Here is an 11069-nt window from a genome sequence, read left to right as displayed (position 1 = left end):
CCCTCGCATCGCGCGCACCGGAATCCGTGCCGGCCGCGGCCGTCCCGGGCATCGTGTCGCGCCCGGGCGCCGCGCTCGCGCGCCCGGCCGTGAATCCGTATGCAGCCGGCGACGGCGGGCTGCCGGACGTGTTCTCGTCGGTGTTCGGCGCAAGCGCCGAAGCGACGGAACCGGCCGCGGAACCGGCCGCCTTCGATGCTGACTCACACGCAATGGACACGGCAGCGCCGTCGCCGGTTGCGCCCGCTGCCGGCGCGCCGGCAGCGTCGTCCGAACCCGCGCCGTGGCTCGTCGAGCACGCGAAGCGCCTGACGCAGCAGCGCGAAGCGCTGATCGCCCGCGCGCAGGCGGCATCGGCCGCGCCGCAAGCACCGTCCCCGGCCCGCATGCAGCAGGACGCGGCAGCCGCGACGCCGGCCGGCTGGGCGCGCGACATCGTGCGCAACGCCGAACGCCGGATGCCGTCCGCGGCCGCCGCCGTCCGCGCGAGCGAAACGAGCGAAACGAGCGCCGCGAAGCCGGCCGAACGCACGCGCCTGTCCGCCGACGCGGCCGCCGCGGTGGCCGACGCGGTGAAGGCGCGCATCGAGAGCATCGTCAACGACACGGTGATGCACGAGCTCGGCGCGATGCGCGGGATGATGGAAGAGCAGTTCGACAGCTTGATGTGGCACGACCGCCAGCGCCGCAGCCCGGTGCACGGCGCGCTGACCAAGCACCTGTTCTCGGCCGGCTTCTCCGCGCAGCTGGTGCGCATGATGGTCGACAACCTGCCGTCCGGCGACGGCGCGCAGACCTTCGAGCAGGCCGCCGAATGGGCGCAGTCGGTGCTCGCGGCGAACCTGCCGGTGCTCGAGAACGAAGACGCGCTGATGGAGCGCGGCGGCGTGTTCGCGCTGATGGGGCCGACCGGCGTCGGCAAGACGACCACCACCGCGAAGCTCGCGGCGCGCTGCGTGATGCGCTTCGGCGCGAGCAAGGTCGCGCTGCTGACTACCGACAGCTACCGGATCGGCGGCCACGAGCAGCTGCGCATCTTCGGCAAGATCCTCGGCGTGCCCGTGCACGCGGTGAAGGATGCCGGCGACCTCGAGCTCGCGCTGTCCGAGCTGCGCAACAAGCACATCGTGCTGATCGACACGATCGGCATGAGCCAGCGCGATCGCGCGCTGTCCGACCAGATCGCGATGCTGCACGGCGCGAACGCGCCGGTGCAGCGCCTGTTGCTGCTCAACGCGACGAGCCACGGCGACACGCTCAACGAGGTCGTCCAGGCCTACCGCAGCGCGGCCGAGTATCCCGATCTCGCCGGCTGCATCCTGACGAAGCTCGACGAGGCGACCCACCTCGGCGGCGTGCTCGACACCGTGATCCGCTACAAGCTGCCCATTCACTACGTGTCGACCGGCCAGAAGGTGCCGGAGAACCTGTACGTCGCTTCGACCAAATTCCTGCTGAAAAGCGCGTTCTGTGTGCCGCGCGACGGTTCGCCCTTCGTGCCCCAGGACGAGGACATGCCGACGCTGCTTTCCGCACTGACCGCACGTTCCACCGCCGAGCTGCACGAGGTGCGATTTGGATAAACGGATCATCGATCAGGCCGAAGGGCTGCGGCGCCTGCTGGCCGGGCGCGCGTCGCGCATCGTCGCGGTGACGGGCGGGCCGGCGGGCGTCGGCTGTACGACCACCGTCGTGAACGTCGCGGCCGCGCTGGCCGCGCTCGGCAAGGACGTGCTCGTCGTCGACGAGCGTGCCGACGTGCATTCGGCCTCGGCGACGCTTGCGGGCGCATGGCTGCGCGACGGCGAACGCACGCGCGTCGCCGCCGGGTTCGGCCTGTGCGCGGCCGCGCGGTTCGCGCGCGACGGCTACAGCGACACGCAGCTGAGCGACTTCATCGACGGCCAGGCCGACATCGTGCTGGTCGACGCACAGCTCGGCGCGGACGGTTCGTTCTCCGCGCTCGCGCGCGAGGCGCACGACGTGCTGATCGTCACGCGGGTTGCCGCGCAGGCGATCACCGAGGCGTATGCGTGCATGAAGCGGCTGCATTTCGCGCACGCGGTCGCGCAGTTCCGCGTGCTGACCAATCACGTCGGCAGCCACGCCGACGCCAGGACCGCATTCGACAACCTCGCGGGCGTCGCGAGCCGCTACCTGACGGTGTCGATTGCCGACGCCGGCTGCGTGAGCGCCGATCCGCTCGCCGAGCATGCGCGCGACCTGATGCATACCGTGGTCGACGCGTTCCCGTCGTCGGCCGCGGCGCGCGATTACCGGCAGATTGCCGCCGATTTGCTGTACTGGCCGATGCGCCCGAGTTCGGGTGCGGGGCGCGCCGTGCATGCGGGCGGCAAGCCGTCGTACGAGGCGGGTGCGGCTCACGCCGCGTGAGGAAGGAGAGAGCCATGATGTACAACGCTCAAGGCAAGATGACCCAGGCCGACGTGCTCGCGCAATACGCGCCGCTCGTGCGGCGCCTGGGGCTGCAGCTCGTCGCGAAGATGCCGGCGAGCGTCGACCTCGACGACCTGATCCAGGCCGGCATGATCGGCCTGATGGACGCGGCCGGCCGCTACAAGGAAGATCAGGGCGCGCAGTTCGAGACCTACGCGACCCAGCGCATCCGCGGCGCGATGCTCGACGAGCTGCGCAGCAACGACTGGCTGCCGCGCAGCCTGCGCAAGACGTCGCGCGAGGTCGAGTACGCGGTGCATCAGGTCGAGCAGCAGCTCGGCCGCTCCGCGAGCGAGACCGAAATCGCGCAGCACCTGAAGATGCCGCTCGACGAATACCAGGGGATGCTGCAGGACCTGCACGGCAGCCAGCTCATCTACTACGAGGATTTCGACCGCGCGGCCGACGACGAGCCGTTCCTCGACCGCTATCGCGTCGATCACGCCGATCCGTTGTCAGCGCTGCTCGATGACCACCTGCGCGAGGCGCTCGTCGACGCGATCGACCGGTTGCCCGAGCGCGAGAAGCTGCTGATGTCGCTGTACTACGAGCGCGGGCTGAACCTGCGCGAGATCGGCGCGGTGCTCGAGGTCAGCGAGTCGCGCGTGTGCCAGCTGCACAGCCAGGCCGTCGCGCGCCTGCGCGCGCGGTTGCGCGAACAGGCGTGGGTCGGCGCGGAGAGCTGAACGTGCGGGCCGACGGCGGCGCGGCACGTCATCCGCCCGGCAGGTCTTCCATCAGAGGCGGGCCGCTCAATTGCAGCGTAATCAGATAGCGCTCGTCGTCCGGCCGGTTTTCGTGGACGAAGCGGCGAACGTCGATCGATACCTGGTACTTGTCACCAGCCAGCCAGAATGTTTGCGGCGCGAGATTGGCACGCATGAGCGCTTTCATATCGGGGGTGTCGCTGATCGAAGGATGCCGCGCAGCGAAAATTTGACGCCAGCCTGCACGCCGCAACTGAGCTTGTAAATCGACAAGGACCGCTATCGTCTCGTCCAGCGGCAGGGTTTTTGTCTGGGGAGACAACGTGACTGCACGGACTCCTCCGCGCTCGTCCGCGTAGAGGCTCAGAAACTTTGCTGTCGGCGTCACGAATCCATACTGACTGTCGCTGAACCGAAAGGCGGCTGGCCGTTTGACATGCAGGTCGATCGAATTGTCCTGCGTCGCAATCGGCAAGGTCGAGCGGGATTGCTGACGTACTTGCTCATACGGCTCGCCGATCGTCAGGGTAACCTGATCACCGGGGCGAAGTGTCACGAAGCTCCCCCACAAGACAGCCGCCGCAAGCGTGGCGCTTGCTATCCGCCGGCGCCAGCCAATTTTCCTGCTTTTCATCAACGGCCCCCTTGCGCGATGATACGCAGTGAATTTTCCACAAGCACACGCTGAATTGGATCGCTCAGCAGATCATCGAAGCGGCGCGCAGCGCGCATCACAAACGCCATCCGCTGATCTGCATTGGCGAGGTTTGCCAGCGGTTGCTTGCTGAACACTTCCTGCTGTGCATTCCCGCCACTGACCGTGCATTGATTGGCGAGCGTCAACTGGATTTCTCGAGACGACGCCGACGGAATGTTGAGCGCCCAGGCAAACTGATTGGCTCGCATCAATATCGCGAAGTATGGATCGTCGTACATGGCGGGCTGGAGAATGTTGAGTTGCTCATGTCGAGCCAGCCACCTGACACCCTCGCTCAGGGTGCCCGTGTCGATTGCCCGGAATCCGCTTCGAATTTCATCCTTGACGGCCGCAAACCGAACGCTATCGCCAATCGGCCAGCGAACCGTTCCTCTGAGCTGCTCCCGTTCTTTCAGGCAGCGCTCGAATCGCTGCAAGCCGAATTCCTTGTAGAACATGTGCAGCGGCCAGATATCAAGAAACAGCGCCGCGTTTCCCTTGGCGAGCATTTCATACGCCTTGCGTGAACCTTCCCCGTAGGCTTGATCGTGCACCGGCATTCGTGGCGACCCGTAAGGCGACAAGCGTTCCAGCGGGGGAACTGGTCCGTTCCCAACGCTGGTACGCATCGCGCTGACGATTCGATCTGGCGATCATGTCGGCTGCGGTCAGCAGACCGCATCCGACCTGCTTCGACGCAAACGCGGCGAGTCCCGCCCATTGAAACCGGCGATCGTCGAGCCAGAGCCGCGCGTAGGCTGCGTTGATCCGCCGATTGATCGATATCGGGTCGCCGTCCGAGACAATGGCTTCAGCCTGTCTCTGGAAGAGGCGCCAGCCGTTCACGCAATCCTGTCGGTCGTCTTCCGCACGCTGCTTTGCCGCAGCCTCTTCCTCTCGCCAATTCGGGTAGCAAATCGGGCAACGTCGATCGTTGCACTTCGACATATCTCTCACTCGTTCTTGTGTCCAGCGGTTTTGTCGTGCGCCGCCTGGACAGCCGTTCCGGCAGGCGCGCTCATGCCGCGACCCTGAGCCGCGCGCCGCGCCAATCTAGCGCAGCCCGCGCCACGCCCGTCTCAATAAAAGGGCGCGCTTCGAGCAGCGCGTCGCCGCGTACGGCATCCAACGGTCCGACACAAGAAATTTTCGTCGCGATTTGCTACAATCCCTCCCGTTTTCCGAGGAGCGTTGCGACGGACCTTCTGCGTCCGCCAGGCTCGGAGAGCTTCACCAAGCAGCCGTGCGGCGAGATTCGCGCCGGCCCCGCTTCCTGAACGGCGCTCACGTCACCAATTTCTAGAACTTTTTTAGAAAGGAGGGCGTGATGAACGCCATTATCGATTCGCAAGCTTCCAAGGATTACGTCGTCGCCGACATGGCGCTTGCCGGCTGGGGCCGCAAGGAACTGAACATCGCCGAGACCGAAATGCCCGGCCTCGTGCAGATCCGCGACGAATACAAGGCGCAGCAGCCGCTGAAGGGCGCGCGCATCGCGGGCTCGCTGCACATGACGATCCAGACCGGCGTGCTGATCGAGACGCTGAAGGCGCTCGGCGCCGATGTCCGCTGGGCGTCGTGCAACATCTTCTCGACGCAGGACCACGCCGCTGCCGCGATCGTCGAAGCCGGCACGCCGGTGTTCGCGTTCAAGGGCGAGTCGCTCGACGAATACTGGGAGTTCTCGCACCGCATCTTCGAATGGCCGAACGGCGAATTCGCGAACATGATCCTGGACGACGGCGGCGACGCAACGCTGCTGCTGATCCTCGGTTCGAAGGCCGAGAAGGACCGTTCGGTGATCGCGAAGCCGACCAACGAGGAAGAAGTCGCGCTGTACAAGTCGATCGCGAAGCACCTCGACGCCGACCCGACCTGGTACTCGACGCGCCTCGCGCACATCAAGGGCGTGACCGAAGAAACCACGACCGGCGTGCACCGCCTGTACCAGATGGAAAAGGACGGCCGCCTGCCGTTCCCGGCGTTCAACGTGAACGACTCGGTCACGAAGTCGAAGTTCGACAACCTGTACGGCTGCCGTGAATCGCTCGTCGACGGCATCAAGCGCGCGACCGACGTGATGATCGCGGGCAAGGTCGCGGTCGTCGCGGGCTACGGCGACGTGGGCAAGGGTTGCGCGCAGTCGCTGCGCGGCCTCGGCGCCACCGTGTGGGTCACCGAAATCGATCCGATCTGCGCGCTGCAGGCGGCGATGGAAGGCTACCGCGTCGTGACGATGGAATACGCGGCCGACAAGGCCGACATCTTCGTGACGGCGACCGGCAACTACCACGTGATCAACCACGATCACATGAAGGCGATGCGCCACAACGCGATCGTCTGCAACATCGGTCACTTCGACTCGGAAATCGACGTCGCGTCGACCCGCCAGTACCAGTGGGAAAACATCAAGCCGCAGGTCGACCACATCATCTTCCCGGACGGCAAGCGCGTGATCCTGCTGGCCGAAGGCCGCCTCGTGAACCTCGGCTGCGCGACCGGCCACCCGTCGTTCGTGATGTCGAACTCGTTCGCGAACCAGACGCTCGCGCAGATCGAGCTGTTCGTGCGCGGCGCCGAGTACGAGAACAAGGTGTACGTGCTGCCGAAGCATCTCGATGAAAAGGTGGCGCGCCTGCACCTCGCGCGCATCGGCGCGAACCTGTCCGTGCTGTCGGACGAGCAGGCTTCGTACATCGGCGTGCAGAAGGACGGCCCGTTCAAGCCGAACCACTACCGCTACTGATGCGCCGCCGCCGTGCCGTGCGCGTCCCGCTTCGGGCGTGCGCGGCATCGCGGCATGGTGCCGGATCGCCGGCCGTCGCGCCGTGCCCGCGGGCACGCGTGGCGGCCGGCGGCGGCCACTGACCGTACAGATCGACAATCGAACCGGAGCCCTCCATGAGCGTCATCCTCACCTGGGTCATCAACGCCCTCGCGCTGCTGATCATCACGTACCTCGTGCCGTCGATCCACATCAAGAGCTTCGGCACCGCGCTGATCATCGCGGTCGTGCTCGGCCTGATCAACACGGTGATCCGTCCGGTGCTGATCCTGCTGACGCTGCCCGTCACGATCGTCACGCTCGGGGTGTTCATCCTCGTCGTGAACGCGCTGTGCTTCTGGTTCGCGTCGTCGCTGCTCAAGGGGTTCGAGGTGTCGGGTTTCTGGTCCGCGTTCTTCGGTTCGATCCTGTACAGCATCGTGTCGTGGCTGCTGTCCGCGCTGATCTTCGGGCAGCGCGACATCGGCTGACGGCCGGGCCCACTCTTGCGAATCATGAAACCGATCGAACTCTCGTTTGAATTCTTCCCGCCGAAGACGGCGGAAGGCGTCGAGAAGCTGCGCGCGACGCGTGCGCAGCTGCTGCCGCTGAAGCCGAAATTCGTCTCCGTGACGTTCGGCGCCGGCGGCTCGACGCAGCAGGGCACGCTCGACACCGTGCTCGACATGCAGAAGGACGGCCTCGAAGCCGCGCCGCACCTGTCGTGCATCGGCTCGTCGCGCGCCGACCTGCGCGCGATCCTCGACCAGTACCGCTCGCACGGCATCCGTCACATCGTCGCGCTGCGCGGCGATCTGCCGTCAGGGATGGGCGCGGTCGGCGAGCTCCGTTATGCGTCGGAACTCGTCAGCTTCATCCGCGCCGAGCATGGCGACTGGTTCCACATCGAAGTCGCCGGCTATCCGGAGTACCACCCGCAAGCGCGCTCGCCGAAGGCCGATCTCGAAAATTTCGCGCGCAAGGTGAAGGCCGGCGCGAATTCCGCGATCACGCAGTACTTCTTCAACGCCGACGCGTATTTCCGCTTCGTCGACGATGCGCGCAAGCTGGGTGTGGACGTGCCGATCGTGCCGGGCATCATGCCGATCACGAACTTCACGCAACTGATGCGCTTCTCGGAAATGTGCGGCGCGGAAGTGCCGCGCTGGGTCGCGCGCCGGCTCGAGAGCTTCGGTGACGATCGCGACGCGATCCGCGCGTTCGGCGCGGACGTCGTCACGAACCTGTGCCAGCGCCTGGTCGACGCGGGCGTGCCGGGGCTGCACTTCTATACGCTGAACGCGGCGTCCGCGACGCAGACCATCTGCGAACGGCTCGCCCTGTAAGCGCCATCGCGCGGTTGCATGCGAGAAAGCCCCGCCGGCCAAAACCGGCGGGTTTTTTTCGCCGCCGGCCGAGGGCGGTGGCAATGGTGCTTGCGTCAGCGCTGCGCCTGCATCAACGGCGGGCGCCGGTCGAACCACGGCCGCGCCTGTTCGAGTTGGCGTGCGAGCTTCAGCAGCAATGCATCGTCGGTGTGGCGCGCGACGAACTGCACGCCGATCGGCAGCCCGCGCGCATTCCAGTAGAGCGGCACCGACATCGCCGGCTGGCCCGTCAGGTTGAACAGCTCGGTGCAGCCGGCCCACGCGAACGCCTTCTCCGACGACTTCGCCAGCATTTCCCGCAGCAGCGGCTTCACCGGCAGCGCGCCGAGCAGCTTCATCTGCGCGGCTTCGAGCGGCGTCGGCTGCAACGCGCCGATCTTGACCGGCGGCCCCGCGAGCGTCGCGCACAGGACCACGTCGTAGCGCGACACGAGGCCCGCGATCTGCACGGTGAGCTGGCGCTGCCATTCGAGCACGTCCTGCAGCCGCGCGCGGGCGACGCGCCGCCCGACCACGGCCATCGCCCAGGTTGCCGGTTCGAATTCGGCGCGCTTCGGCGTGCGTCCGGTCAGCGCGCGCGCGCCGAGCACCAACTCCTCGGCGATCGTCGCCCACAGCGTGAGAAAGGTCTCGGCCGCGCGCGCATAGTCGATGTGCAGCGTCGCCGGTTCGACGTGATGGCCGAGCGATTCGACGAGCGCCGCCGCGTCGTCGAGCGCGGCGCGCGTGTCGTCGTCGAGCGCCGGGGCGAGCATCGGGTCGGCGATGAGGCCGATCCGCAGCGGGCCGGGCGGCGTGTCGAGCGCGCCGAGAAAGGTGCCGGGCGCGCCGGGCGGCAGCGCCTGGGCGGTCGTCACGTCGAGCAGCAGCGCGCTGTCGCGCACGCTGCGCGACACCGCGTGCTGGACCACCAGCTCGCCGTTCGACGGCAGGTCGACCAGCATCGGGTTGCGGCTCGGCTTCAGGCCGAACAGCCCGCAGCACGACGCGGGGATCCGGATCGAGCCGCCGCCGTCGGACGCATGCGCGAGCGGCACGATGCCGGCCGCGACGGCGGCTGCCGCGCCGCCGCTCGAGCCGCCGGGTGTGTGATCGAGGTTCCACGGATTGCGGCACGCGCCGAACAGCTCGGGTTCGGTGTACGGCATCTGGCCGATTTCCGACGTGTTGGTCTTGCCGAACACGTTGAGCCCCGCCGCGCGGCTGCGCGCGATCAAGGGGGAATCGTCGGCGGGAACGAAGTAGCGGTAGTGCCGGCTGCCCATCGACAGCGGCAGCCCGGCGACCGCCGCGCCGAGATCCTTGACGAGATACGGGACGCCCGAGAACGGCGCATCGGTGCTGGTGTCGGCGGCCGACTCCGTTCGCTTGCGCGCGGCGTCGTAGTCCTGCAGCACGATCGCGTTGACCGCGCCGTTTACCGCTTCGGCCTGGCCGATCGCGGCGTCGAGCAGCTCGCGTGGGCTCGCCTTGCGTTCGCGTACGAGTGCGGCGAGGCCGATCGCGTCCTGCGCGAGATAGTCCGAGTGCATCGCTGTCACCCCCGTTGTGACCTGTGGCGATGAAAGGAGGATAACGCGGGCCCGGCGTGCCGGGCCCGTTACCGGCCGGGCCGCTTTTACAGGTGCTCGGCGAGGAACGTCAGCGTGCGGCCGTGCGCGAGGGCCGATGCGCGCTGGTTGTACGACGCGCGGTCCGTGCAGTTGAAGCCGTGCTCGGCGCCCGGGTACACGTGGAACGACGCATTGTGGCGGCCCGCGAACGCGCCCTTCACCTGTTCGACGGCGTCGAGCGGGATCGCGTGGTCGTTCTCCGCGTAGTGGAACAGGATCGGCCGCGTGACCTTGCCGGCGAGGTCGAGCGCATTCTGGATACCGCCGCCGTAATAGGCGACCGCAGCATCGACGTTGCCGGCCGCCGCCACGCGGTACGCGAGCTGGCCACCGAAGCAGTAGCCGATCGCGGCGACCTTGCCGGCGACTTCGGGGCGTGCGCGCAATGCGTCGGCGGCCGCGCCGATGTCCGCGACCGCGAGGCCGACGTCGGTCTTCTTCATCAGCTCGATGCCTTTGTCGCGATCGGCGCCTTCGTAGGTCAGCTCGACGCGCGGCTGCGTGCGCCAGAACACGTCCGGCGCGAGCGCGACGAAGCCGTCGGCCGCGTACTGATCGGCGACCGCGCGGATGTGCGCGTTCACGCCGAAGATCTCCTGGATGATGATGACGGCGGGGCCCTTGCCGCGCTTGGGCAGCGCGAGATAGCCGCCGAAGCTGTCGTTACCGGTCGGGATGTCGATCCATTGGGCAGTCATGTTTGAACTCCTGGCGAACGGGCGCGCGACACGCGCGCCGCGGATGGAAAAAGGGGCGGCCTAGTGTGCCACCAAACCTGTGGCGCTGCAGCGCCCGCAAGCGCGTGCCTGCCGGGTGTGTGCGCTTGCCGGAGCCGCGCCCGAACCCGCTTCTCGTGCAGCGATCGTTTTGATCTCGATTATTCATTTTTCGGCGGTGCGCGGCTTGGATAGAGTCGATGTGTCAGCCTTTACAAAGCGCTTTCGCGCGTCGTCATCGAAGGATTCGCCATGTCTGCCCGTGCATTTTCCACCCCGTTTTCCGAACGCTTCGGCCTGCGCCTGCCGCTCGTGCAGGCGCCGATGGTCGGCGCCACCACGGCCGCGATGGTCGCGGCCGCGTCCAATGCCGGCGCGCTCGGCAGCCTCGGCGCCGGCGCGTTCGAGCCGGAGCGTCTCGCGACCGAAGTCGACGCGATTCGCGCGGCGACCGCGCGGCCGTTCGCCGTGAACCTGTTCGTGTTGTCCGAGGTCGCGCCCGATGCGGCGAGCGTCGCCCGCGCGCTCGCCGCGATCGATCCGCTGAACGCGGAACTTGGCCTGCCGCCCGGCACCGCGCCCGCGCGCTACGCCCCCGACTTCCGGGCGCAGCTCGACGCGCTCGTCGCGCTGCGGGTGCCGGTCGCGAGCTTCACGTTCGGCGTGCTCGACGCGGCCGACGTCGCGCGCCTGAAGGCGGCCGGCACCTACGTGATCGGCACCGCGA

General features: G+C 67.4%; 12 protein-coding genes and 1 riboswitch. Of the genes, 7 read left to right on the top strand and 5 right to left on the bottom strand.

Annotation, left to right across the window (positions count from 1 at the left end):
- The 3 genes from flhF to F3J14_RS30540 all read left to right on the top strand — a co-directional run.
- On the top strand, positions 1–1583 hold a 1583-nt coding region (flhF, locus tag F3J14_RS30550), incomplete at its 5' end, for a flagellar biosynthesis protein FlhF (RefSeq protein ID WP_166726101.1).
- A complete protein-coding gene (locus F3J14_RS30545; RefSeq protein ID WP_166726100.1) occupies positions 1576–2394 on the top strand; it encodes a MinD/ParA family protein in 819 nt (272 codons plus the stop codon). The genes flhF and F3J14_RS30545, both read left to right, overlap by 8 nt.
- Before the next feature lie 14 nt (positions 2395–2408).
- Entirely contained in the window at positions 2409–3143 is a 735-nt protein-coding gene (locus F3J14_RS30540; RefSeq protein WP_166726099.1) for an RNA polymerase sigma factor FliA, read from the top strand.
- Positions 3144–3171: 28 nt separating this feature from the next.
- On the opposite strand, the gene F3J14_RS30535 is transcribed toward F3J14_RS30540, so the two are convergent.
- From F3J14_RS30535 to F3J14_RS35915, 3 genes are read right to left on the bottom strand one after another with little or no spacing between them, the layout of a single operon-like run.
- The gene (locus F3J14_RS30535; protein WP_166726098.1) at positions 3172–3798 is read right to left on the bottom strand and encodes a flagellar biosynthesis sigma factor; all 627 of its coding nucleotides are present in this window, start codon (positions 3796–3798) and stop codon (positions 3172–3174) included.
- Positions 3798–4370, bottom strand: coding sequence for a hypothetical protein (locus F3J14_RS35920; protein ID WP_247682314.1), 573 nt, complete (start codon positions 4368–4370; stop codon positions 3798–3800). The genes F3J14_RS30535 and F3J14_RS35920 overlap by 1 nt, the downstream gene beginning before the upstream one ends.
- A 1-nt stretch (position 4371) precedes the next feature.
- Complete coding sequence (locus F3J14_RS35915; protein WP_247682313.1) at positions 4372–4809, bottom strand: hypothetical protein; 438 nt, start codon at positions 4807–4809, stop codon at positions 4372–4374.
- Between the two features lie 229 nt (positions 4810–5038).
- Positions 5039–5154, top strand: a riboswitch (S-adenosyl-L-homocysteine riboswitch).
- A gap of 34 nt (positions 5155–5188) precedes the next feature.
- Between F3J14_RS35915 and ahcY the strand changes: the two genes are divergently transcribed.
- The 3 genes from ahcY (at position 5189) to metF (ending at position 7971) form a co-directional block, all read left to right on the top strand.
- Positions 5189–6607, top strand: coding sequence for an adenosylhomocysteinase (gene ahcY / locus F3J14_RS30525; RefSeq protein ID WP_166726097.1), 1419 nt, complete (start codon positions 5189–5191; stop codon positions 6605–6607).
- 155 nt (positions 6608–6762) lie between these two features.
- Entirely contained in the window at positions 6763–7116 is a 354-nt protein-coding gene (locus F3J14_RS30520; RefSeq protein WP_006477367.1) for a phage holin family protein, read from the top strand.
- Between the two features lie 24 nt (positions 7117–7140).
- Positions 7141–7971, top strand: coding sequence for a methylenetetrahydrofolate reductase [NAD(P)H] (gene metF, locus F3J14_RS30515; RefSeq protein WP_166726096.1), 831 nt, complete (start codon positions 7141–7143; stop codon positions 7969–7971).
- Positions 7972–8066: 95 nt separating this feature from the next.
- Here metF and F3J14_RS30510 read toward each other — a convergent pair whose 3' ends face one another.
- Positions 8067–9545, bottom strand: a complete 1479-nt coding sequence (locus F3J14_RS30510) for an amidase family protein (RefSeq protein ID WP_166726102.1) — start codon at positions 9543–9545, stop codon at positions 8067–8069.
- 86 nt (positions 9546–9631) lie between these two features.
- Entirely contained in the window at positions 9632–10324 is a 693-nt protein-coding gene (locus F3J14_RS30505) for a dienelactone hydrolase family protein (RefSeq protein ID WP_166726095.1), read from the bottom strand.
- A 270-nt stretch (positions 10325–10594) separates the two neighbouring features.
- Here F3J14_RS30505 and F3J14_RS30500 point away from each other — a divergent pair.
- Positions 10595–11069 (top strand): nitronate monooxygenase (locus tag F3J14_RS30500; RefSeq protein WP_211080406.1); only part of this gene is annotated, 475 nt, incomplete at its 3' end.

Source organism: Burkholderia sp. Tr-862 (genome assembly GCF_011753085.1).
GTDB classification, from domain to species: Bacteria; Pseudomonadota; Gammaproteobacteria; order Burkholderiales; family Burkholderiaceae; genus Burkholderia; species Burkholderia ambifaria.
Note: the sequence above shows the minus strand (reverse complement) of the source record. Positions and strands in the feature narration are given on the sequence as shown.